General features: G+C 68.1%; 24 protein-coding genes. 6 read left to right on the top strand and 18 right to left on the bottom strand.

What is annotated here, in order from left to right:
• The first annotated feature begins 11 nt into the window (after positions 1-11).
• Positions 12-1,019: a CE1 family esterase gene (locus tag OCH7691_RS12635; protein WP_176245038.1), complete on the top strand. Its 1,008-nt coding sequence runs from the start codon at positions 12-14 to the stop codon at positions 1,017-1,019.
• 9 nt (positions 1,020-1,028) lie between these two features.
• Here OCH7691_RS12635 and OCH7691_RS12630 read toward each other — a convergent pair whose 3' ends face one another.
• Both OCH7691_RS12630 and OCH7691_RS12625 read right to left on the bottom strand, forming a co-directional pair.
• Positions 1,029-1,517: a GspH/FimT family protein gene (locus OCH7691_RS12630; protein ID WP_139839679.1), complete on the bottom strand. Its 489-nt coding sequence runs from the start codon at positions 1,515-1,517 to the stop codon at positions 1,029-1,031.
• The gene (locus OCH7691_RS12625) at positions 1,514-2,338 is read right to left on the bottom strand and encodes an SDR family NAD(P)-dependent oxidoreductase (protein WP_176245037.1); all 825 of its coding nucleotides are present in this window, start codon (positions 2,336-2,338) and stop codon (positions 1,514-1,516) included. Before OCH7691_RS12625 ends, OCH7691_RS12630 begins: the two co-directional genes overlap by 4 nt.
• A gap of 185 nt (positions 2,339-2,523) precedes the next feature.
• Here OCH7691_RS12625 and OCH7691_RS12620 point away from each other — a divergent pair, with 185 nt between their 5' ends.
• Together OCH7691_RS12620 and OCH7691_RS12615 are read left to right on the top strand one after the other, a co-directional pair.
• Entirely contained in the window at positions 2,524-4,374 is a 1,851-nt protein-coding gene (locus OCH7691_RS12620) for a feruloyl-CoA synthase (RefSeq protein ID WP_085883894.1), read from the top strand.
• 58 nt (positions 4,375-4,432) lie between these two features.
• On the top strand, positions 4,433-6,517 hold the full coding sequence (locus OCH7691_RS12615) for a 3-hydroxyacyl-CoA dehydrogenase NAD-binding domain-containing protein (protein ID WP_085883893.1): 2,085 nt from the start codon (positions 4,433-4,435) through the stop codon (positions 6,515-6,517).
• A 60-nt stretch (positions 6,518-6,577) separates the two neighbouring features.
• On the opposite strand, the gene OCH7691_RS12610 is transcribed toward OCH7691_RS12615, so the two are convergent.
• The 11 genes from OCH7691_RS12610 to OCH7691_RS12560 all read right to left on the bottom strand — a co-directional run bounded on the left by OCH7691_RS12610 (position 6,578) and on the right by OCH7691_RS12560 (position 14,132).
• Positions 6,578-8,140 (bottom strand): DHA2 family efflux MFS transporter permease subunit, encoded by a 1,563-nt coding sequence (locus OCH7691_RS12610; protein ID WP_085883892.1) that lies wholly within the window; start codon positions 8,138-8,140, stop codon positions 6,578-6,580.
• Between the two features lie 56 nt (positions 8,141-8,196).
• Positions 8,197-9,327: a CaiB/BaiF CoA transferase family protein gene (locus OCH7691_RS12605; protein WP_085883891.1), complete on the bottom strand. Its 1,131-nt coding sequence runs from the start codon at positions 9,325-9,327 to the stop codon at positions 8,197-8,199.
• 116 nt (positions 9,328-9,443) lie between these two features.
• A complete protein-coding gene (locus tag OCH7691_RS12600; protein ID WP_085883890.1) occupies positions 9,444-9,713 on the bottom strand; it encodes a transposase in 270 nt (89 codons plus the stop codon).
• Between the two features lie 254 nt (positions 9,714-9,967).
• Positions 9,968-10,294, bottom strand: a complete 327-nt coding sequence (locus OCH7691_RS12595; protein WP_085883889.1) for a RebB family R body protein — start codon at positions 10,292-10,294, stop codon at positions 9,968-9,970.
• Positions 10,295-10,352: 58 nt separating this feature from the next.
• On the bottom strand, positions 10,353-10,850 hold the full coding sequence (locus OCH7691_RS12590; protein WP_085883888.1) for a RebB family R body protein: 498 nt from the start codon (positions 10,848-10,850) through the stop codon (positions 10,353-10,355).
• A 101-nt stretch (positions 10,851-10,951) separates the two neighbouring features.
• Complete coding sequence (locus tag OCH7691_RS12585) at positions 10,952-11,278, bottom strand: RebB family R body protein (protein ID WP_085883887.1); 327 nt, start codon at positions 11,276-11,278, stop codon at positions 10,952-10,954.
• Between the two features lie 193 nt (positions 11,279-11,471).
• Positions 11,472-11,822: a RebB family R body protein gene (locus tag OCH7691_RS12580; RefSeq protein WP_085883886.1), complete on the bottom strand. Its 351-nt coding sequence runs from the start codon at positions 11,820-11,822 to the stop codon at positions 11,472-11,474.
• Positions 11,823-12,133: 311 nt separating this feature from the next.
• Positions 12,134-12,457, bottom strand: coding sequence for a RebB family R body protein (locus OCH7691_RS12575; protein ID WP_085883885.1), 324 nt, complete (start codon positions 12,455-12,457; stop codon positions 12,134-12,136).
• A 73-nt stretch (positions 12,458-12,530) separates the two neighbouring features.
• Positions 12,531-12,878 (bottom strand): RebB family R body protein, encoded by a 348-nt coding sequence (locus tag OCH7691_RS12570; RefSeq protein ID WP_085883884.1) that lies wholly within the window; start codon positions 12,876-12,878, stop codon positions 12,531-12,533.
• 231 nt (positions 12,879-13,109) lie between these two features.
• Positions 13,110-13,568, bottom strand: a complete 459-nt coding sequence (locus tag OCH7691_RS23285) for a RebB family R body protein (protein WP_085883883.1) — start codon at positions 13,566-13,568, stop codon at positions 13,110-13,112.
• A gap of 129 nt (positions 13,569-13,697) precedes the next feature.
• The gene (locus tag OCH7691_RS12560; RefSeq protein ID WP_176245036.1) at positions 13,698-14,132 is read right to left on the bottom strand and encodes a RebB family R body protein; all 435 of its coding nucleotides are present in this window, start codon (positions 14,130-14,132) and stop codon (positions 13,698-13,700) included.
• A 691-nt stretch (positions 14,133-14,823) separates the two neighbouring features.
• Here OCH7691_RS12560 and OCH7691_RS23280 point away from each other — a divergent pair.
• Positions 14,824-15,405 (top strand): RNA polymerase sigma factor, encoded by a 582-nt coding sequence (locus OCH7691_RS23280; protein WP_176245035.1) that lies wholly within the window; start codon positions 14,824-14,826, stop codon positions 15,403-15,405.
• Between the two features lie 23 nt (positions 15,406-15,428).
• Here the strand turns inward: OCH7691_RS23280 and OCH7691_RS12550 are convergent, their stop codons facing one another.
• A complete protein-coding gene (locus OCH7691_RS12550; RefSeq protein ID WP_176245034.1) occupies positions 15,429-15,872 on the bottom strand; it encodes a GFA family protein in 444 nt (147 codons plus the stop codon).
• A 70-nt stretch (positions 15,873-15,942) separates the two neighbouring features.
• Between OCH7691_RS12550 and cobA the strand changes: the two genes are divergently transcribed.
• Together cobA and OCH7691_RS12540 are read left to right on the top strand one after the other, a co-directional pair.
• Positions 15,943-16,773, top strand: coding sequence for a uroporphyrinogen-III C-methyltransferase (gene cobA, locus OCH7691_RS12545; RefSeq protein WP_085883879.1), 831 nt, complete (start codon positions 15,943-15,945; stop codon positions 16,771-16,773).
• 91 nt (positions 16,774-16,864) lie between these two features.
• Positions 16,865-17,767 carry a hypothetical protein gene (locus OCH7691_RS12540; protein ID WP_085883878.1) on the top strand — a complete coding sequence of 301 codons (903 nt, stop codon included), beginning with the start codon at positions 16,865-16,867 and terminating at the stop codon, positions 17,765-17,767.
• Between the two features lie 54 nt (positions 17,768-17,821).
• Here OCH7691_RS12540 and OCH7691_RS12535 read toward each other — a convergent pair whose 3' ends face one another.
• From OCH7691_RS12535 to OCH7691_RS12520, 4 genes are read right to left on the bottom strand one after another with little or no spacing between them, the layout of a single operon-like run.
• On the bottom strand, positions 17,822-18,157 hold the full coding sequence (locus tag OCH7691_RS12535) for a HesB/IscA family protein (RefSeq protein ID WP_085883877.1): 336 nt from the start codon (positions 18,155-18,157) through the stop codon (positions 17,822-17,824).
• Between the two features lie 27 nt (positions 18,158-18,184).
• Positions 18,185-18,550: a DUF59 domain-containing protein gene (locus tag OCH7691_RS12530; RefSeq protein ID WP_085883876.1), complete on the bottom strand. Its 366-nt coding sequence runs from the start codon at positions 18,548-18,550 to the stop codon at positions 18,185-18,187.
• A gap of 7 nt (positions 18,551-18,557) precedes the next feature.
• Positions 18,558-19,019 (bottom strand): Fe-S cluster assembly sulfur transfer protein SufU, encoded by a 462-nt coding sequence (gene sufU, locus OCH7691_RS12525; RefSeq protein WP_085883875.1) that lies wholly within the window; start codon positions 19,017-19,019, stop codon positions 18,558-18,560.
• Positions 19,016-20,281, bottom strand: coding sequence for a cysteine desulfurase (locus OCH7691_RS12520; protein WP_085883874.1), 1,266 nt, complete (start codon positions 20,279-20,281; stop codon positions 19,016-19,018). Before OCH7691_RS12520 ends, sufU begins: the two co-directional genes overlap by 4 nt.
• Between the last annotated feature and the right edge of the window lie 2 nt (positions 20,282-20,283).

Here is a 20,283-nt window from a genome sequence, read left to right as displayed (position 1 = left end):
CCGTATCGGCGGTGCGGTCGATCCTCCTCGCGGCGCTCGCGTTGCTTTGCCTGTGGCTCCCCGTGACCGCCTCGGCAATTGCGGCGGAGGCGCCCGATTTCCTCGCGCCGGACCTGGTGCCGGGATCGATCGACGTGGACAGGGTCTCGCGGCAGTTCCTGCTGCATGTGCCGGCCGGCGACCCGGCCGGGCCACGCCCGCTGGTCGTGGTTCTGCATGGCGGGGCGGAGCGGGGCGATGCTCTCTCGGTCGCCCGCCTGACCGGCTTTCACCGGCTCGGCGCGCGCGAAGGCTTCGCGACGGTCTATCCGAACGGGGTCGGCAATACCTGGAATGACGGCCGGGACGGCGCCTTCACGCTGAGCCGCCCCTCCGCCGGCATGGACGACGTGGGTTTCGTCGTCGCCCTTGTCGAGCGGCTGGTGCGGGCCGGAATCGCCGATCCGCGCCGGGTCTACCTGACCGGGCTGTCGAACGGCGGGATGCTGACATTCCGGCTGGCCTGCACCCATGCCGGCCTGTTCGCCGCCGCCGCCCCGGTGATCGCCGCGCTGCCGGTATTCCGGTCTGGCACCTGCCGGCCGTCGCGGCCGATTCCCGTCCTCATGATCAACGGCGATCGGGATCGTTTCGTCCCGTTCGACGGCGGCCCGGTCGCGGGGTTCCTAGGCCAGGATCGCGGCGCGGTTCATTCGGTCGCGGAATCGCTCGCCGTGTTCGCCCGCGTCAATGGCTGCGGCACCAGCCCGATGACCGTTGCGCGCCGGGACGCAGTGCCCGACGACGATACGCGCCTCGTCATGGAAGACTATCCGGGTTGCAGAGACGGTGCGTCGGTCCGGCTTTACCGTGTCATCGGCGGCGGCCATACATACGCCAACCCCGACAGACCGGCGGCGGGCCCCATCGTTCGCCGCATCCTCGGGCCGGGCTCCCGCGAATTCGACGCGACAGAAGCGATCTGGGCGTTCTTCCGCGACAAGCTGCGGAATCCGGAACCGGCACGGGCGGATCGCTGACGCCGACAATCAGTGCCGTTCGCGGACCCGGCCTGTCAGCCAGTCGACGGTGAGCCGGCGGCTGTCGCCGGTGGCGGCGATCTCGATCACGCCGCCGCTCGAGCTGCCATCCGGCAGGAAGACGATCCGCGCCTTCGTCCCGGTCAGCGCCCGCCCGGCCTGGTCGTAGAGCAGCACCGCCGCGTCGTTCGGCCAGGGATCGCCCGTCGCCGCGCCCTCGACCATGGCTCGCCGCGCGGCCGCGTCGAAATTCACGGTGATCTCGCGGCCGTCGCGGATGGCGATTCCGCGCGCTTCCCGCAAGGTCATGACGAGGCCGGTCGAGGCGGCGTCGAGGCGGGCGCCCGGAATCGCCCGGTCGAGGAGCGGCATCACCGTCGCGAAGGCGAACGAGATCACGACGAGCGCGACCACCAGTTCGAGCAGTGTGAAGCCGCCGGACGCGCGGAGGCCGCCCGTCATCGGCTGGCGGGCCGGCTTGCTCGCTCTCGCATTCAAGTCTTCATGGCTCCCATGATGGCGTCGTGACGCTCGGCCACATATTCGGCGAGTTCCGGGTGGGTGAAGATGTAGAACCGGCCCTCGCGGATCGCGGCGATGACCTGGCCGGCGATTTCCACGGGCTCGATCCCCGAGAGCACGCCCCGGGCAATCTCGCCGACTTGGCTCTGCTCATCGGCGACCGGGGCTCGCGGTTGCTCTCCGGGGCCGGCCGGCCGGTTCCGTCCGGCCTCGTGAATGCGCGTCCGCACGAACCCCGGGCACAGCACGGAAACGCCGATGCCGCTGCCCTCCAGGTCCGCCCGCATGCTTTCCGACAGGCCGACGACGGCAAACTTGCTGGCGGTATAGACCGACAGCCCCGGCGTCGCGATCAGGCCGGCGATCGAGGCGACATTGACCACGTGGCCGCCCTCGTCATGGGCGCGGATCGCCGGCAGGAAGGCGAGCAGGCCGTTCACCACGCCGCCCAGGTTGACACCCAGCGTCCAGTCCCAGTCGGTGCCGGTCATGTCCCAGACCGGGCCGCCGATGGCGACACCGGCATTGTTGACGAGAATATGGAAGGGGCCGAAATCGTCCGCGATGGCGTGGGCGAGTGCCATCATCCGCGCCCGGTCGGCGACGTCCGCCTTGTAGGCGAATACCCGTCGCCCGGTTTCGTCGGCGAGCGCGCGGGCGGCGTCCTCGACCTCTTCCCGGTGAAGGTCGAGAAGCGCGATATCGGCGCCCGCATGGGCGAGTGCCGAGGCAATCGCGAAGCCGATGCCGCCGGCCCCGCCAGTGACCACCGCAACCTTGTCCCTGGGATCGAACATCGCCCGCCATCTCCCGGTTTCGCGCATAGATGGTATTCGTCCGCCGTTCCCCGTCGCGCGATGGACAAGCGGCGTGCCGAGGCTATCATGCCGCGGTCGGGACAGCGCAACCCTGACCCGGCATCAAGCGACAGCTTATCCAGCCGACTGCCGCCAAAGAGAATGAAGTTTGCCGGGGGAGGTCAATGAATATCACGACACCCTATCTGCCTCTTCAGCGGCCCGCGCCGGCCGTGACGGTGACACGGCGGCCGGACGGTGTGCAGATCGTCGAATGCCCGATCCCGCCTGGCGCCGGTCCGGACAGTCTCGCGAACTACATGGCGGACAGCGCGGCGCGCTTCCCCGACCGGACCTTCATCGCCGAACGGGGCCCGGATCACGCATGGCGGGAAATCTCCTTCGGCGCGGCCTGGGCACGGTCCGCCGCCGTTGCCGAATGGCTGATCCGGAACGGCGCCGGCGCCGACCGTCCGGTCTTCCTGATCGCCGGCAACAGCATCGCGCATGCCCTGCTGATGCTCGGCGCGCTGCGCATCGGCGTCGCCCTGGCGCCGGTATCGGTCAACCTGGCGCTGCTCGACGAGAGTTACGGCAAGCTCCGCCATGCCTTCAACCTGGTCCGGCCGGACATCGTCTTCGTCGATGACGGGGAACGCATGGCGCCCGCCCTGACGGCGATCGGCGCCGGGCTCTGCACGATCGTCTCGGCGGGCCGGCCGTCGCCGGTCGGGAAAGCGGTCGCCTTCGATGCGCTGCTGGAAGTCGCGCCGGGGCCCGAGGTCGCGGCCCGCGCCGCCGCCGTGACCGGCGATACGGTGGCGAAGATCCTCTTCACATCCGGTTCGACCGGGCTGCCGAAGGCGGTGATCAACAATCACCGCATGCTGACCGCGGCCCAGGGCATGGCCCAGGCGGTCGCCGAACCGCCGGATCCGGAGAACGACCCGCTGGTCCTGCTCGACTGGCTGCCCTGGCATCACACCTTCGGGGGCAACGCCCATTTCAATCTCGTGATGCGTGTTGCCGGCACACTCTACATCGACGACGGGCGGCCGGTTCCGGGCCTGTTCGAGAAGACCATCGAGAACCTGCGCGAGATATCGCCGACCCGTTATTCCAGCGTGCCGACCGCCTACGGGATGCTGGTCGAACGCCTGGAGGAGGACCAGGCGCTCCGCGAGCGGTTCTTCTCCCGGCTCCGCCTGATGGCCTATGGCGGCGCCTCGCTGGCCCAGGACCTGCACGACCGCATGCAGAGGCTGGCGGTCGGGACGGTCGGCTGCCGGATCCCCTTCATGACCGGCTGGGGCTCGACCGAGACGGCGGCGGTCAATGCGGCGGTCTACTGGAATTCCGAGCGCGTCGGGCTGATCGGCCTGCCGATACCGGGTGCCTCGCTGAAGCTCGTGCCGGTTGCCGACAAGTTCGAGGTCCGCGTCCGCGGGCCGCATATCATGCCGGGCTATTTCGGTCAGCCGGAACTGGACGCCGCCGCCTTCGACGAGGACGGCTATTACCGGATCGGCGACGCGGTCCGCTGGCTTGACCCGGCGCAGCCCGAACGGGGCCTCGCCTTCGCCGGTCGCGTGGGGGAGGACTTCAAGCTCGCGACCGGCACCTGGGTGCATACCGGCGCATTGCGGGTGACGTTGCTGGAATCCTTCGAACCGTTCCTGCGCGACCTGGTGATCGCCGGCCACGACCGCGAGGCGATCGGCATACTTGCCTGGCCCAATCTGGCCGCGGCGGCCCGGCTTGCCGGGCTCGGCGCCGATGCCGGGCCGGAGGCAATCGTCGCCGATGACACGTTTCGGAGGCTTGTCGCCGAGCGGCTGGCGGGTCACAATCGGGCGCATCCGGAATCGAGCCTGCGGATCGGCCGGATGATCCTGCTTGCCGATCCGCCGTCGATCGAGCATGGCGAGATCACGGACGAGCAGTATGTGAATCAACGCGCCGTCCTGGAGCGCCGTGCCGACAAGGTCGCGGCGCTTTTCGCAGAATCGCCCGCGACGGACGTCCTCGTCGGCTGACGGGACGGCGCCCGGTCTAATAACGGAAGACGTTTTCCCGAGGGAGTTAAAGGGACTTATGACAGCTCTGACCGACTATGTGAATTTCGAGAAGCGCGGCAGGATCGGCATGATCGTGGTCGATTATCCGCCGGTGAACGCGCTCAGTCACGCGGTGCGGCTCGGTATCCAGAAGGGAATCGAGGCCGCCGCCGCCGATGACGCTGTGAAGGCGGTCGTGCTGCTCTGCAAGGGGCGCACCTTCTTTGCCGGCGCCGACATCACCGAGTTCGGCAAGCCGATGAAGGATCCGGGCCTGCGCGAGGTTCTCGAGACGGTCGAGGGCTCGACCAAGCCGGTCGTCGCCGCGCTGCACGGCACCGCGCTCGGCGGCGGGCTGGAGACGGCGCTCGCCTGCCATTACCGGGTCTGCAATCCGACCGCGCGCGTCGGCCTGCCGGAAGTGAAACTCGGCATCCTGCCGGGCGCCGGCGGCACCCAGCGGCTGCCGCGCGTCGTCGGCGTCGAGCGGGCGCTCAAGATGATCGTGAGCGGCGATCCGATCCTTGCCAAGGACGGCCTGTCCGACGGCCTCGTCGACGAGGTCGTCGAGGGTGACCTGACCGAGGGCGCGATCGCCTTCGCCGAGAAGATCGTCGACGAGGGCCGCCCGGCGGTCAAGATCAGCGAGCGCGACGAGAAGGTCGCCGCAGCCCGGGGCAAGCCGGAGATCTTCGAGAATTTCCGCAAGAGCATCGCCCGTAAGTCGCGCGGCTTCGAGGCGCCGGAGAATTGCATCAAGACCGTCGAGGCGGCGGTCAACATGCCGTTCGCCGAGGGCATGGCCGAAGAACGCCGGCTGTTCGAGGAACTCTATGTCGGCCAGCAGTCGGCGGCGCAGCGCTACTTCTTCTTCGCCGAACGCCAGGCGGCGAAGATTCCGGACGTCCCTGCCGACACCAAGCGCCGGCCGATCGCCTCGGCCGGCATCATCGGCGCCGGCACCATGGGCGGCGGCATCGCCATGAATTTCGCCAATGTCGGGATCCCGGTCACCCTGGTCGAGGCGACCCAGGAGGCGCTCGATCGCGGCATCGCCGTGATCGCGAAGAATTATGCGACCAGCGTCTCGCGGGGCTCCATCGACCAGGCGACGATGGACAAGCGGATGGCGCAGATTTCCGGCACCACGGACTATGCCGTGCTGGCCGACAAGGACATCGTGATCGAGGCGGTGTTCGAGGAGATGGGCCTGAAGAAGGAGATCTTCGGCAAGCTCGACAAGGTCTGCAAGAAGGGCGCGATCCTCGCCAGCAACACCTCGACGCTCGACGTCGACGAGATCGCCGCTTCGACCAGCCGGCCAGAGGACGTGATCGGCCTGCATTTCTTCAGCCCGGCCAACGTCATGCGGCTGCTCGAGATCGTGCGCGGCAAGAAGACGGCGAAGGACGTGATCGCGACCTCGATGGATCTCGCCAAGGCGATCCGCAAGGTCGGCGTGCTGGTCGGCGTCTGCGACGGCTTCGTCGGCAACCGCATGCTGGCGGCCCGCGGCCGCGAGGCCGAGGCGCTCGTCCTCGAAGGCGCGATGCCCGAGGACGTGGACCGGGTGATCTTCGATTTCGGCTTCCCGATGGGCCCCTTCGCGATGGCCGACCTGGCCGGTCTGGACGTCGGCTGGCGGATCCGCCAGGGCAAGGGCATGACGTCGGAAGTCCCCGACAGCCTCTGCGAACTCGGCCGCTTTGGCCAGAAGACGGGGGCCGGCTACTACAAGTACGAGGGCCGCAACGCGGTCCCCGACCAGGTGACGCGGGATATCGTCCTCAAGGCCTCGAAGAACGCCGGGATCGAGCGTCGGTCGATCGACGACCAGGAAATTCTCGAGCGTTGTCTCTTTCCGATGGTCAATGAAGGGGCGAAGATTCTCGAGGAGGGTCTCGCCATCCGCCCGAGCGACATCGACGTCGTCTGGGTCTACGGCTACGGCTGGCCGGTCTATCGCGGCGGCCCGATGTTCTGGGCCGATTCGATCGGTCTGGACAAGGTCGTCGAGCGGATGCGGTCCTTCCGCGACCAGTTCGGCGATCAGTGGGAGCCGGCGCCGCTGCTCGAACGGCTTGCCTCGGAAGGCAAGGGATTCAAGGACTACAAGGGCTGAGTTCAACGCCCGGTTCAACCTGAAGACGGAAGGGGGCGGTCCGAACGGGCCGCCCCTTTCTCATTCCGGAGGGGCACTCGGACGATCGTTGCGGGCGGCCGGGCGCGGCAGGACGAACAGGGCGATCAGCCCGGCGAGCGCGGCGAGGAGGGCGGCGACGATCACCACCGCGCGGAACCCGTCGACGAACGCGTGCTTCACGAGGACGACGACCGCGGTCCGTTCCGCTGCACCAAGGTTGCCGGGTGGGCGGGCGCCGCCCAGCCGGTCGGCGTCGGCCAGCACCGCGCTTCTTGCCGAGGGTTCGAGCGCCAGGTTGTCGAGGCCACTGTCGAGCGTGGTGTTGAAGCCGGCTGTCAGGATCAGGCCCATGATGGCGATTGCCACCAGCCCTGCGACCCGGGCAACCATGTTGCTGACCGCCGAGGCGAGGCCGGCCAGGTCGGCCGAGACGGTGTCGAGGGCGGCGGCGGTGAGCGGCGCCACGGCGAAGCCGAATCCCGCGCCCAGCACGAGGGAGGCGGGAAGGAAGGTGGTCCAGAAATTGGCGTCGACGCCGGGGATCAGAAAAAGCAGGAAACCGGCTGTCATCAGGCAGGCGCCCCAGATCATCGGCAGCCGGTGCCCGACCCGGTCGGCATAGCGGCCGGACCAGCGCGACAGCAGGACCATCAGGCTCGGAACCGCCAGCATGGCGAGGCCGGCCTCGAAGGGCGAGAAGCCCTGCACGTCGATATAGTTGAAGGGCAGGAAGAAGAGCGATCCGTGCACCGCGAAGAGGAAGCAGAAGGTATAGGCCTGCACGCCGGTGAAGGCGGCGCTCCGGAACAGCCCGAGGGGCAGCATCGGCTGGCGGGCGGTCGCCTCCTGGGCGATGAAACCGGCGAGCGCCGCGATGCCCGCGATGCCCGGCCCCCAGACCGCGACTGACGACCAGCCGAGCCGCGGCGCCTCGAGCAGCGCGAAGGTGACGGCGGCAAGGCCGACGACGGCGAGCAAGGCGCCAGCCCAGTCGAGCTTCGCCGTTCCCGGGCTCCGGCTTTCCGGGACCCGGAGCCGGACGAGCAACAGGGCGACAGCGGCGATCGGCAGGTTGACCAGGAAGACCCAGCGCCACGACAGGAACTCGACCGCCAGCCCGCCGAGGAAGGGTCCGACGATGACCGCAACGCCGCTCGCCGCCGACCAGATCCCGATCGCCGCGCCCCGTTTCATCGGCGGAAAATTGGCGGCGATCAGTGCCAGGCTGCCCGGCACCATCATGGCCGCGCCGAGGCCCTGGATCGCGCGGGCCGCGATCAGTGTCGGCGCGTCGTGGGCCAGGCTGCAGGCGAGCGAGGCGGCGGCGAAGACCCAGATGCCGATAGCGAAGATTCGCCGCCGGCCGTAGATGTCGCCGGCCGCGCCACCGACCAGGACGAACGCGGACAACGTCAGCAGATAGGCCTCGACGACCCACTGGGTGTCGGTGACGGAGGCCTGCAGATCGTCCCGGAGCGACGGCAGGACGACGCCGAGCGCGGTCTGGTCGACGAAGGCCATGCTGCTCGCCAGCACCGAGGCGAGCAGGACAAACTGGCCGGTGCGGCTCATGCCGTCTGTCGGATCGTCGCGTTGGGTCATGGCTCGCGGATACGCGATTTCGCGGCGCCCGGCAATGTTCGCGACGCGCAGCCCGTTCAGTCCCCGGAAAATTCCTTGCGAAGCGCGGCGCTGTGCTCGCCCAGTGCGGGCAGCGGACGGAGCGACGGTTCGCGGTCGCTTTCGCGGATCGGCGGCGCGACCATGGCGAGCGGCCCGTTGGGCGTGGCCATCGCCGCGCGACGGATCTGCGAGTGCGACGAGAGCTCGGCGACGCCGTTGAGCGAGGCGAAGGCGATCTTCGCCGCCTTGCAGCGGGCAATGATCTCGGCGCGCGGTAGGGCGCCCAGGATCGCCCGCAGCTCGGTATCGAGGGCCGGGCGGTTGGCGACGCGATCGGTATTGCGGGCGAATTCCGGTCGGTCGGCGATCCGGGGCCGGTCGAGAACGGTTTCGCAGAGCCGCCGCCATTCGCGTTCATTCTGGATCGAGATCACGATATCGGGGCCGTCGGCGGTCGGGTAGTTGCCGTAGGGGGCGATCGAGGGGTGGTTGAGGCCGACCCGCTTCGGCGCCGTGCCGGTATGCTCCTGGAACAGGAGCGGCACCGTCATCCAGTCGGCGATGCAGTCGAACAGGGAGACCTGGATGCCCTTGCCGCGGCCGGTTCGCTGACGCTCGATGACCGCCTGCAGGATGCCGACAAGGGCATGCATGCCGGCCGCGATGTCGACCACCGAGACGCCGACCCGGCCTGGCGCCTCCGGACTGCCGGTGATCGCGGCGAGCCCGGTCTCGGCCTGGATCAGCAGGTCGTAGGCGCGCATGTCGCGGGCCGGCCCGTCCTCGCCATAGCCCGAGATATCGCAGGTGATCAGCCGCGGATGGCGCTCCCTGAGCTCGGCCGAGCCGAAGCCGAGCGCGGCCGCGGCTCCCGGCGCGAGGTTCTGGATGAAGATATCGGCCCGGGCGATCATGCGGTGCAGCAGCGCGGCGTCGTCGGCCTTCTTCAGGTCGAGCTCGATCGATTCCTTGCCCCGGTTCAGCCAGACGAAATAGCTCGCCTGACCGTTGGCGACGGTATCGTAGTCGCGGGCGAAATCGCCGCCCGGACGTTCGACCTTGATGACCCGCGCGCCGGCATCCGCGAGGCGTGACGCGACATAGGGGGCGGCCACGGCCTGATCGATGGATACGACCAGCAGGCCGTCGAGGGCACCTTCGGACATCGTCGCAGTCTCCGCTAGCAAGTGGCGGAGCGGATCATAAGCGGTCGGGCCCGGGCAAAGAAGACGGCGCGGCCGAAAATCGTGAATCCACACATGTCCGGTCGCGCCTGTCGGCTTCAGCTCTTCTTGTTGCCGAGCTCCTCGCGAAGGGTGTGGATCTCGAGGGTGGTTTCGGCGAGCAGATGCTTGAGCCGGCGGTTCTCCTCGTCGAGGCGCTCGAGGCGGCTGCCCTCGGCCCGGCCTGGCGCCGCCTGGCGGGCCCGCCAGCGATAGAAGGTTGCCTCGGCGATGCCGTGCCGACGAATGATCTCGGCGACCGCGGTGCCGGCGGCGGCTTCCTTGAGAACCTTGTTGATCTCCGCCTGGCTGTAACGCTTGTTTGCCATACCCGTGCTGCCCCGCAATAGCGTGATGATGGTTGCCGACGGCCGGATCCTGGCCCCGGCGGGTTTGATGCCGCCTGGTTTCCTCTTCAGTCGAAGTTCGGTTGCCTCCTTGCCGGCTTTCCCGTGAACCGGTCTACCGTGGCCGCCGCCGCGACCGATGACGGGGGCGCCGGCGCGGGGGGAGGGACGGCCCCCCGTTCCGGCTTGCGCGGATCGGACAAGGCAAGGGACGCCATCTTCCGCACTCCCGTCGTTCAGCTCTTCATCTTTTCCACGACCGCCTGCAGGGCGGCCAGATCCTCCGGCACCCGGTTGCCGGTGAAGAAGTCGTTGACGATCCGGACCGCCTGGGCCGGGTCGCTGGCGAGCAGCGACTTGGAGGCGGCGATCGTCACCGCGTTGGTGATCGAATGCATGTGTTGCTGCTGCGAGATCACGTTCTGCAGCGCGAGGCCGAGCGCGTGGGACATCTGCTGGTACAGCGCGCCGATCGCCTCGGCCGGCGCCTCGCCGACGACCGCCACGTTGGTCTGGCTGACCGCATCGGTGATCTGGCTGTTGACGTAGCTTTCGGTGGCCATGGTCACTTCTCTCCCGGTTTCTCGGACGGCTGCCTGTCGATCCCGCTCCGTTCACCGCTCATGGGCGCGGCTTGCCCTGCGGGAACGGGCCGGAGGGTTGCGGGGCCGGGTCGGGCGCCGGCGACGAGGCCTGCGGCGCCGGCGCCTGCGCGCTCTGGTAGACGAAGGCGCTGCTCTGGGATTCCGGAGTTGCCTGCGGTGCGTGCCGGCGCAGCGCGATCAGCTCGCCGAGAGCCCTGATCGCGGCCAGGGCAATCAGCTGCTCGCCCTGGCCGCCGCCGCCGCCGCGGGCGGCGAGCTGGCGCATCGCCGCGCGTGCCGAGGTCGCCGTCGGCAGGCTCAGGATGGCGTTCACCGATTGCGTGATGACCGCCGTGTCGACGCTGTTCTGGTGCTGTTGCCGGGCGACCGCGTTCTGCATGCCGAGGCCGTTGCTCTGGGCCATCTGCTGGTACAGATTGGCGAGCGAGTTGGCAGCCCCGACGCCGAGCGTCATGACGTTGCTCTGGGTGACGGAATCAGTGACCTGGCTGTTCACCGCCGTATCGTCAGCCATCGTCTCTCTCCTCGTTCCTCCTCACGCCGCCCGGACGAACGGCGCCGGGCGGTGGCGTCGGGCGCATGCGCGCGCCGACGCCAACCTGCGATCCGTTCTCGTCAGCTCTTGAACGTGGCGAGCGCGGCTTTCAGCGAATCCATCTGGTTGGCCACGGAATTGCCGCTGAAGATCTGGTCGGTAGCCCGCCCGGCCGTGGCCGTGTCGACGCTGAAGAGCAGGTTGACCGCCTGCGTCACCACCGCCGATTCCAGGCTGTTCTTGTGCTGCTGGTTGGCAATCGTGTTCTGCATGCTGAGGCCGGTCGACTGGGCCAGCATCTGGTAGAGCATGGCCATCGATTCGGCCGGTGCGGAGCCCAGGAGCTGAAGATTGCTCTGGGTCACCGCATCGGTGATCTGGCTGTTGAGATGGGTGTTGTCGGCCATCGAAATTCTCCCGCATTAGCCGTTCGAACGAAGTCCCGGGAACCCCGGCCGGTCAGTTGCCTGCGCGGCTCACCGGCGGGGTTCCGTCACGCACTACTCTGCCGCTGGCCGACCACCGGCCGGACCGGAACAGCGGGCGTCGATCACGACCTGCTGCTCCGGCCCCCGGTGACGCGGCCCGACCGGCCTGCCCTCAGGACGGGTAGGGTCCGGCCGGCGGGTTCTTGAACATCGCCAGCGAGGCCTTGAGCGCGCTCATCTGTTCGGCCACTGAGTTGCCGGTGAAGATGCCGTTCGTGGCGACGCCGGAGGTCGCGGTGTCGATCGTGAACAGCAGATTGACACCCTGCGTGGTCACGGCGCTGTCGATGCTGTTCTTGTGCTGCTGGGCCGCCACCAGGTTCTGCATGCTGAGACCGGTGGACTGGGCCAGCATCTGGTAGAGCATGCCGATCGATTCGGCGGGCGCGTCGCCCAGCAACTTGACGTTGGTCTGGGTCACCGCGTCGGTGATCTGACTGTTGACCCACGTGTTCTCTGCCATGTCCTATTCTCCTCTCGAGGACCTTGAGGGTCCGGCACCCGTCGGGATGCCGGTACGGAAGCGGGTATCGGGACCGGCCGGTCCCGGCCTGCTCCCACGGAAACGCACGCGAGCTCGGATCGAGGTGCCGCCGAGATATCCGGCACGGTGTTTCCCTGACGTCGGTATCCGAACGATGATGCCGCCATTCCCGCGCTCGCCGTCCCCGGGCCGGAGCCGCCGGCCGGCGGATGCCGGCCGGGTTTCATGACGGCGGCCCCGGGTTCCGGGAATCGGCGTGGCGATCATGGCGGCGCCCCGTACGGATCCGATTACGAGAAGGCCTGAACGGCCGCCTTGAGCGCCTGCATGGTCTCGGCGACGGAATTGCCGCTGAAGACCTCGGTGGTGGCGCGCGAGTCGGTCGCCGTCGGCAGCGAGTAGAGCAGGTTCACGCCCTGCGTGGTGATGGCGGTGTCGATGGTGTTGGCGTTCTGCTGGTTGCCGACCGCGTTCTGCATCGACACACCGACCGTCTGGGCGAACACCTGATAGACGGTGCCCATCGATTCGGCCGGGGCGTCGCCCAGGACTTTCACGTTGGCCTGGGTGACGGAATCGGTAATCTGGCTGTTGACCGGAGTATCGCCTGCCATGGTCTGGATCTCCCTCGTTGACCTGGTTCACGAACAAGTTGCTACTGCACTGGGGTGGGACGGGGCGGCCGGTTCACGGCCGTCGCGACCCCTTCGCCGGCTGGACGGCTTGCATCGCCGCCAGCAGGGTCCGGATCGCCTCGGCGCTGGCGTGATCGCCGAGCGTCTGCTCGACGATCGCCGCGTCGGAAGCGGTGTCCATGGAATAGAGAAGGTTCACGCCCTGGGTGACGATCGCCGCGTCGAGGGTGTTCATCGACTGCTGGTTGGCGACCGCGTTCTGCATGGAGACACCGATGGCCTGGGCCATCATCTGGTAGAGGACGGCCATCGCCTTGGCCGGGGCCTGGGCAAGAACCGTGACGTTCGACTGCGTGACCGCGTCGGTGATCTGACTGTTGACGTATGTCTCTGCCGCCATTCCGGTTCTCCCTCGTCTCGCAGGGCCTGTTCCGGGGCATTCGCCGCCGCTGCAGGTCCGCGTGGTGTAAGACGTGGCCGGCCACCGCGATGTGAAGCACGGCGCGGACGGTTTCGGAGTGGATCGGGCAAAAAAGAACCCGCGGCGGGGCCGCGGGCTCAAGTCGGGGAGGGAGGTCGGGTCAGGCCGGCGTGCCGTTGCCGGCCGGGTACGCCGGTCGGCCTTGCGTGCCTAGCCGGCCATCTGCTTGACGATCTCGTACATCGCAACGGCCGTCGCGGCGACGGAATCGGCGGTCAGCCCGGCGATGTCCTGCGCCGTCTGGGCGGCCATGCCGCTGCTGCCCGCCGTGGTGATGGCGTTGAGCCCGGCGGCCGTCGACTGGGTCTGGGCGTTGAGCGCCTGGCTGATCGCCGCCGTCTGGCTGTTGTAGGCCTCCGAGATCGAGGTGGTAAGCGAGCTCAGCGCATTCGCTTCCGCGACCTTCAGCGCCGTCATCGAGGCGGCGGAGGCGTTGGTCACCGTATTCAGAAAGTTGGTCGCGACTGTCGCGTTCTCCATCGCCAGGCCCGATGAATGGGCGGCGAACTGGTAGACCAGTCCCATCGCGAAGGGCGCGGAATCGCCCAGGACCCGGACATTCGTCTGGGTGACGGCGTCGGTGGTCTGCTCGTTGACGATATTCGGCATGTCGATTGTCCCTGTTCACGGAAGAATGGAGGCGTCCGGGGCGCGTGCCGCCGCTGACCCGGCCCCGTCGAAGGGGCCGGGCCGGGCCGCCGGAGCGGATCCGCGCGGTGCCGCGGTGGACCGGTCGCCTCAGGGCTTTCCGCCGTTGTCGTTCGTGCCGCCGCCCCCGGTATCGCCGCCGGTACCGCCGCCACCGGTATTGCCGCCCGTGCCGCCGCCACCGGTATCGCCGCCCGTGCCGCCGCCGCCGCTGTCCTTGCCCTCGAGCAGGCCGAAGACCTGCTGCACGAGGGTCAGCATGTCCTGCGGATTGTTCTTGGTCTGGGCCGAGTTGAGCCCGAGCCCGAGGATCCCCGCGGCGCCGACCGCCGCGGTCGCGCCGGCGAGCAGGTTCATTGCCTGCTGGTTGACGACGGCGCTTTGCGCCGACATCCCGGTCGCCTGGGCGACAGTCATGTAGATCGCCGCAAGCGCCTCGGCGGGCGCGCTGCCGAGTACGAGTTCATTCACCGTCATCACCGAATCGGTGATCGGGCTGCTGGTCGCATTTCCTGTCTGTGTCATGTGGCTGTCCCTTGCCTTGTCCGAACGCCGATCGCCGCTGCCGGAGGACATTGTAGGACGCGCAAATTCAGAAATGCAATCACAAGTAGTTTAATCGGACGTGACGCCCTGTGCGCCGGGTCTGTGAAATCTTCACCCCGGCAGCCCGCCCGATTCGCCCCTTGAAGGGGCGCGAAGACCGGCCCCGTCGTCTCGACAGTCGAACGGGAGGACAGTCGACAGGCAGTCGAAGGTGACTCTCGACCGATGGCATACAGTGGCAAGCAGACCGTGAATGCGTCGTTATGCGAGTATAGCGAGTGCTTTCGATCAATCACAAACTGTATATCATCGGCGTCTTGAGAGCGGCAGCAAGGTCAATGACAGGCAGGCATGCCGCCCTCGCAAGAACGACCGGAACGTGTCGAAGGGGGTGGCGCCAGTGGAACGGGGATCACGGCGCGTGGACAAGTTGCATGAGGTTGATTGGCGATCGCTTCCCGAGGCCGGTTCCGAGAGCCGGGACTGCGGGTCCGGCACCGTTCCGGTGCAGGGGCCCGCGGGCAGGCGTGTGCCGCCGAGTAGGCGTGGGGCCGAGCCGCCGCGCGAAGCGGCGTCGGCCGCCGGTGCAATTGGCGGTTGCGACACCGCGTCGGCGGCAGAGCCGGAGACGTCCGGGTCGGACCGCGCGAGCGAGACCCCCCGGGAAGCCATGCGGCGGGCCATGGCCGGCCGGCAGAACCTCCGTTCGAAGCTGTTCTGGCAGGTCTGGCGGGAACACCAGGACTATCTCTACCGGCTCAGCCTGCGCTGGATGAGCGGCAATGTCGCCGACGCCGAGGACGCGATGAATGCCGCCGCCGTCAAGGCGGTGGGAAAGTTCGCCGATTCCGCCGACGAGATCCGCAACGCGCGCGCCTGGCTCGCCCGCCTGCTGCACAATCACTGCATCGACGTGCATCGCGCCAACCAGCGCCGCAACGACCAGATTTCCGAGGTCAAGTCGATGCAGGACGGCGATGTCAGCGTCTTTGCCGCGGCCCCGCGCTCGCCCGAGGAAGAGCTCTGGAACACCCAGCTCGCGCGCGAACTCGACAGCGCGATCCGCGAACTGCCGAACCCGCTTCGTTCGGCCTTCACCTTGCGCCTCGTGCAGGGCGAGGACTATCCCGAGATCGCCGCCCAACTCCGCATCTCCAACGAGAATGTGCGGAAGCGGGTCCAGCAGGCGCGCGCGTTGCTGCGCCAGCGGCTCGCCGGCTATCGCAAGGAGATGAACGCCCGCACGCGCTAGCCGGCCGTCACCTTCACGGCGCTTCAGCCGTCTTTGGCGGGCCTCCACGCGGGCTGGGCCTCGAACCGGGCCGCCTCCGCCGGCAACCCGTCCCAGTGCTTCCGGTTGCGGGTGAAGACGGCGACCTGGGGACGCCAGTCCGGTACATCGTCCATGGTTCCGAGCGGTATCGTCAGGTATCCGACGAGGCCGGTGTTGCGGCCGAGAAGCGGACTGCCGCAACGCGGGCAGAACAGCCGGGTCACCTCGTTGCCATTCTCCGACATGTAGCGGAACTCGGCCGTCTCGCCCTGCAGCGAGAGATCCGCAGCGGCAAAGGTCGCGCTGATCGTGTGACCGGTGCCGCTCCATTTCTGGCACGCCTCGCAATGACACTGGGCGACGATTGCCGGCGGACCCTCGACCGTGTAGCGGACGGCGCCGCACAGGCAGCCGCCCCGATGTGTTTTCGTCAGAGTTTCCGTCATGATGCCTTCCGCCGTCCCGGAGATGTCGCAGGGTCTGTTCCACGCCCGATCTACGATGTAAGTAGATCGCATGATCGACGACGTCCTGCATTTTCCCGAATTCGCCCGCGGCACGGTCTGGCTGGTCGGCGCCGGTCCGGGCGACCCGGGCCTGCTCACCCTCTATGCCCTCGACGCCCTGAAGCAGGCCGATGTCGTGGTTTACGATGCGCTGGTCGGCGACCCCGTCCTGGCGCTCGCCGGCGCGGACGCGGTGCTGGAATTCGCCGGAAAGCGCGGCGGCAAGCCGTCGCCGAAACAGCCCGATATCTCGGCCCGGCTGGTCGCGCTCGCCCGCGAGGGAAAGCGCGTACTGCGCCTGAAGGGCGGCGACCCCTATGTCTTCGGCCGTGGCGGGGAGGAGGCGCTGGCGCTCGTCGCCGCCGGGATTCCGTTTCGCGTCGTGCCTGGCATTTCAGCCGGCATCGGCGGCCTCGCCAGTGCCGGGATCCCGCTGACCCACCGCAATGTCAACCACGCGGTTACCTTCGTCACCGGGCACAGCGCCGCCGGCGACGTGCCGGACAGTGTCGACTGGGAAGCCCTCGCCAAGGGCTCGCCGGTGCTGGTCATCTTCATGGTGCTGACCCACCTGGCCGAGATCAGCGCCCGGCTGATCGCCGCCGGGCGCCCGGCGGACGAGCCGGTGGCGATCGTCGCCCGGGCCACGCTGCCGGACGAGGCGGTGCTGGAGACGACGCTCGCCGACGCCGCAGCGGCGGCACGGACGGCGGACCTGAAGCCGCCGGCAATGGTCGTGGTGGGCGAGGTCGTGCGCCTGCGACAGGGCCTCGACTGGCGCGGCGCACTGGCCGGCCGGCGCCTCGATGCGGACCCGCTCGGGTCCGGTGGCGAGGGCTGACGACGCAGCGAATCCGGCCCGGCATTTACGAATTGTTCAGCATGTCCGGTCACCATGGAATCTCCTAGCAGGGATCCAGGGGATCGTCGCGATGTCGGCACATGTCGTATCGGAACTGACCGCGGGCTTTGTCGTCCAGACATTCGAGGACGGCCGGTGGCGGACCTTCAAGCGGTTCATCGCGGAAGATCGTGCCCGGGCGCTCGCGCTCGAACTGCTGCCGCAATGGGGACACCAGCGCGTCCGCCTGCTTGCCGGTCAGTATTCCGGAGAGGCAGGACGTCCGGCCTACCGCGTCGTCGGCCTCGACGGGCAGAAAACGCCTGTCCGGCGGGCCGATCTCCGCGCCGCCCTTGAACCGGCTGTGCGGCTGGTCCGTGAACGTCTCGCGACATTCGGCCGGAAGGCTGCTGCCGGACCCGCCATGACGGCGGATGACGCCTCCGAGAGGCCTGACATCCTGGCGCCGGGTCTGCCGTGGGCGTGGCTCGCGCCGGCCTTCGCCGTTGCCCTCCTGGCATCCGGCGGTGCGGCCGCCGGTCTCGCCGGCTTCGATTTCGGCGGCGGATCGGCTTCGGCCGAAGCCGCGATCGTCGCGGTTGCATCGGACATTCAGGAAAACAGCGCGGCGGATGCCGCGCCGCGCGGGAATATCCTGTTCCGCGCCGAGATGCATGTCGGCGAGGCGAAGCGCCATGCCGAGATCCCGCCGCGCCTGCAGGGCACCTGGAGCCGCGATTGCACGATCGGTCCGGAACTGGTGGTCGGCGGCGATTACGTCGCCCACCTGGGCGAGGGGCGAACGAGCGGCCTGCGGGTCGATGTCACCGGCGTCGTGCAGACCGGCCAGGCCTACGGCTTCGAACTCGGCGACGGCCGGGTCGAGGTCTACAAGGTGACCGGGGTAGACCGGCTCTATCCGAGCGGTGTCATTGAACGCGACGGCGCCGAACGGCCGAACGGACCGGCCGGCGAACTCGCCCGCTGCCTCTAGGGTTTCTCCAAGACTAGCTGTGTCGGGGGCCGCCGGCCCGGGCCGGCGGGCGGCTCAGACGTGGAAGCTCGTTCCGCAGCCGCATTTGCCCTTTTCATTCGGATTCTCGAAGGTGAAGCGCGACGCCAGCCGCTCTTCCACCCAGTCCATCTCGCTGCCGGCGACGTATTGCAGCGCCGCCGGGTCGATCACCAGGGTGATGTCCTTGTCCACGACGACCTTGTCGTCGGGGCCGATGTCCTCGGCGAAATCCATGGTGTAGCTCAGGCCCGAGCAGCCGGTGGTGGTGACGCCGATGCGCAGGCCCTTGACCGGTTTGTCGCTGGTCGCGATCAGGTGGCGAACCCGGTCGGCAGCGCGATCCGTCAGACTCATCAGATTCTCTGTCATTCGCTCTACTCCTTGCGCGCCATGAACTCAGAACATGCCGAGTTCGAGGCGGGCGGCCTCGCTCATGAAATCCGGGCGCCACGGCGGGTCCCAGACAATCTCGACCCGGACATCGTCGACGCCCTCGACCGGGCGTATCGCTTCCGACACCATGCCGGGCATTTCCTCCGCCACCGGGCAACCCGGCGCGGTCAACGTCATCTTCACGTCGACGATGCCGTCCATCGGGAAGGCGACGTCATAAATCAGTCCCAGGTCGAAGATATTGACCGGGATTTCCGGATCATACACGCCACGGAGCGCGGCCACGACATGCGGCTCGAGCGGCGAGGTGGTGGTGCCTTCCTCGAACGGCCCGTTCAGTGTCATCGTCTCGGCTGGTTCGGCACTCATCTCTCGTTCACTCCGTCGAGGCAACCGCATCACCCTCGAGCGCGGCATTCATCGTATGCCATGCGAGAGTGGCGCATTTCACGCGCATCGGGAACTGGCGAACGCCCGCCAGCACCTGAAGCTTGTCGAGGTCGTCCTCGTCAAGCGATATATCGGCCTCCCCGGACCCCATCACAAGGTCGTGGAAGCGCTCGAAGAGGGCTTTCGCCTTTTCCATGTCGAGGCCGCGGATGATCTCGGTCATCATCGAGGCCGAGGCCATCGAGATCGCGCAGCCGCGCCCCTTGAAGGCCGCGTCGGTGATCTTCCCGTCGCCATCGAGAGTGAGATAGATGTCCAGGCGGTCGCCGCACAGCGGGTTCTCGCCATGTGCGGTATGGACGCAGTCGGGCAGCTCGCGGAAATTCCGCGGATCGCGGCTGTGGTCGAGAATGACTTCCTGGTAAAGCTCGCGCAGATCGTCGCTCATCGCCCGAAAATCTCCTGTACCGACTTGAGACTGTCCGCCAGCGCGTCGACGTCCTCGCGGCTGTTGTAGAAGGCGAAGGATGCGCGCGCCGTCGAGGCGACGTCGAAATGATCCATCAGCGGCTGCGCGCAATGATGGCCGACGCGGATCGCGACGCCGGAATGATCGACGATGGTGCCGACGTCATGGGCATGCACGCCCATCAGGTTGAACGACAAAATCGCCGCTTTCCGGCTGGCGCGGCCGACGATTTCCAGCGAATTGATCGCCGACAGCCGCTCCGTCGCATAGGCGAGCAGCATCGCCTCGTGCGCGGCGACGCGCGCCATGCCGATCCCGTTCACATAGTCGATCGCGGCGCCGAGGCCGACCGCCTGGGCGATCGGCGGGGTGCCGGCCTCGAACTTGTGCGGCGGCTTGGCGAAGGTCGTGCCGGCGAACGAGACGCGTTCGATCATGTCGCCGCCACCCTGGTAGGGGGGCAGGCGGTCGAGCCATTCGCGCTTGCCGAACAGCACGCCGATGCCGCTTGGACCGAACACCTTGTGACCGGTGAAGACATAGAAATCGGCGTCGAGGGCCTGCACGTCGATCGCCATGTGCGGCGCCGCCTGCGAGCCGTCGACCAGCACAGGCACGCCCTGTTCATGGGCGAGGCGGATGATCTCGGCGATCGGCGTGACGGTGCCGATGGCGTTCGAGACATGGGTGACCGCGACAAGGCGGGTCTTCGGGCCGAGCAGCTCGCGGTAGCGGTCGAGCAGGAATTCGCCGTTGTCGTCGATCGGCACCGGCAGGACGCGGGCGCCGGTACGCTCCGCCGCCAGCTGCCAGGGCACGATGTTGGAATGATGCTCGAGCAGGCTGGAGACGATCTCGTCGCCGGCCTCGAGCACGCCCTCGCGGAAGCAGGAGGCGACCAGGTTGATCGCCTCGGTCGCGTTCTTGGTGAAGATGATCTCTTCGCCGGTCGGCGCGTTCAGGAAGCGGCGCACGCTCTCGCGCGCACCCTCGTAGGCTTCCGTCGCCCGCTGGCTGAGGGTGTGGACGCCGCGATGCACGTTGGCATAGTCGTGGCCGTAGAAGGTTGACAGCCGTTCGATCACCGCGCGCGGCTTCTGCGCCGACGCCGCGTTGTCGAGATAGACTAGCGGCTTGCCGTGCACCGCCTGGTCGAGGCCGGGGAAATCGGCCCGGATCCGCGCCAGTTCGTCCGTGTCGAAGCCGTTGCGTGCCGGCGAATGCTTTTCGAGCGCCGCCATCG

The organism is Oceanibacterium hippocampi (genome assembly GCF_900172325.1).
Lineage (GTDB): Bacteria > Pseudomonadota > Alphaproteobacteria > Sneathiellales > Sneathiellaceae > Oceanibacterium > Oceanibacterium hippocampi.
Note: the sequence above shows the minus strand (reverse complement) of the source record. Positions and strands in the feature narration are given on the sequence as shown.

Excerpts from the sequence above, each read along its gene's own strand:
- OCH7691_RS12620 (WP_085883894.1), top strand. The coding sequence starts at position 2,524 with ATGAATATCACGACACCCTATCTGCCTCTTCAGCGGCCCGCGCCGGCC.
- OCH7691_RS12530 (WP_085883876.1), bottom strand. The coding sequence starts at position 18,550 with ATGAGTGCCGAACCAGCCGAGACGATGACACTGAACGGGCCGTTCGAG.
- OCH7691_RS12605 (WP_085883891.1), bottom strand. The coding sequence starts at position 9,327 with ATGTCCGAAGGTGCCCTCGACGGCCTGCTGGTCGTATCCATCGATCAG.
- sufU (WP_085883875.1), bottom strand. The coding sequence starts at position 19,019 with ATGAGCGACGATCTGCGCGAGCTTTACCAGGAAGTCATTCTCGACCAC.
- OCH7691_RS12580 (WP_085883886.1), bottom strand. The coding sequence starts at position 11,822 with ATGGCAGAGAACACGTGGGTCAACAGTCAGATCACCGACGCGGTGACC.
- OCH7691_RS12625 (WP_176245037.1), bottom strand. The coding sequence starts at position 2,338 with ATGTTCGATCCCAGGGACAAGGTTGCGGTGGTCACTGGCGGGGCCGGC.
- OCH7691_RS12595 (WP_085883889.1), bottom strand. The coding sequence starts at position 10,294 with ATGGCCACCGAAAGCTACGTCAACAGCCAGATCACCGATGCGGTCAGC.
- OCH7691_RS12615 (WP_085883893.1), top strand. The coding sequence starts at position 4,433 with ATGACAGCTCTGACCGACTATGTGAATTTCGAGAAGCGCGGCAGGATC.
- OCH7691_RS12575 (WP_085883885.1), bottom strand. The coding sequence starts at position 12,457 with ATGGCAGGCGATACTCCGGTCAACAGCCAGATTACCGATTCCGTCACC.
- cobA (WP_085883879.1), top strand. The coding sequence starts at position 15,943 with ATGATCGACGACGTCCTGCATTTTCCCGAATTCGCCCGCGGCACGGTC.
- OCH7691_RS12590 (WP_085883888.1), bottom strand. The coding sequence starts at position 10,850 with ATGGCTGACGATACGGCGGTGAACAGCCAGGTCACTGATTCCGTCACC.
- OCH7691_RS12570 (WP_085883884.1), bottom strand. The coding sequence starts at position 12,878 with ATGGCGGCAGAGACATACGTCAACAGTCAGATCACCGACGCGGTCACG.
- OCH7691_RS12560 (WP_176245036.1), bottom strand. The coding sequence starts at position 14,132 with ATGACACAGACAGGAAATGCGACCAGCAGCCCGATCACCGATTCGGTG.
- OCH7691_RS12540 (WP_085883878.1), top strand. The coding sequence starts at position 16,865 with ATGTCGGCACATGTCGTATCGGAACTGACCGCGGGCTTTGTCGTCCAG.
- OCH7691_RS23280 (WP_176245035.1), top strand. The coding sequence starts at position 14,824 with ATGCGGCGGGCCATGGCCGGCCGGCAGAACCTCCGTTCGAAGCTGTTC.
- OCH7691_RS12610 (WP_085883892.1), bottom strand. The coding sequence starts at position 8,140 with ATGACCCAACGCGACGATCCGACAGACGGCATGAGCCGCACCGGCCAG.
- OCH7691_RS12600 (WP_085883890.1), bottom strand. The coding sequence starts at position 9,713 with ATGGCAAACAAGCGTTACAGCCAGGCGGAGATCAACAAGGTTCTCAAG.
- OCH7691_RS12550 (WP_176245034.1), bottom strand. The coding sequence starts at position 15,872 with ATGACGGAAACTCTGACGAAAACACATCGGGGCGGCTGCCTGTGCGGC.
- OCH7691_RS12535 (WP_085883877.1), bottom strand. The coding sequence starts at position 18,157 with ATGACAGAGAATCTGATGAGTCTGACGGATCGCGCTGCCGACCGGGTT.
- OCH7691_RS23285 (WP_085883883.1), bottom strand. The coding sequence starts at position 13,568 with ATGCCGAATATCGTCAACGAGCAGACCACCGACGCCGTCACCCAGACG.
- OCH7691_RS12520 (WP_085883874.1), bottom strand. The coding sequence starts at position 20,281 with ATGGCGGCGCTCGAAAAGCATTCGCCGGCACGCAACGGCTTCGACACG.
- OCH7691_RS12585 (WP_085883887.1), bottom strand. The coding sequence starts at position 11,278 with ATGGCCGACAACACCCATCTCAACAGCCAGATCACCGATGCGGTGACC.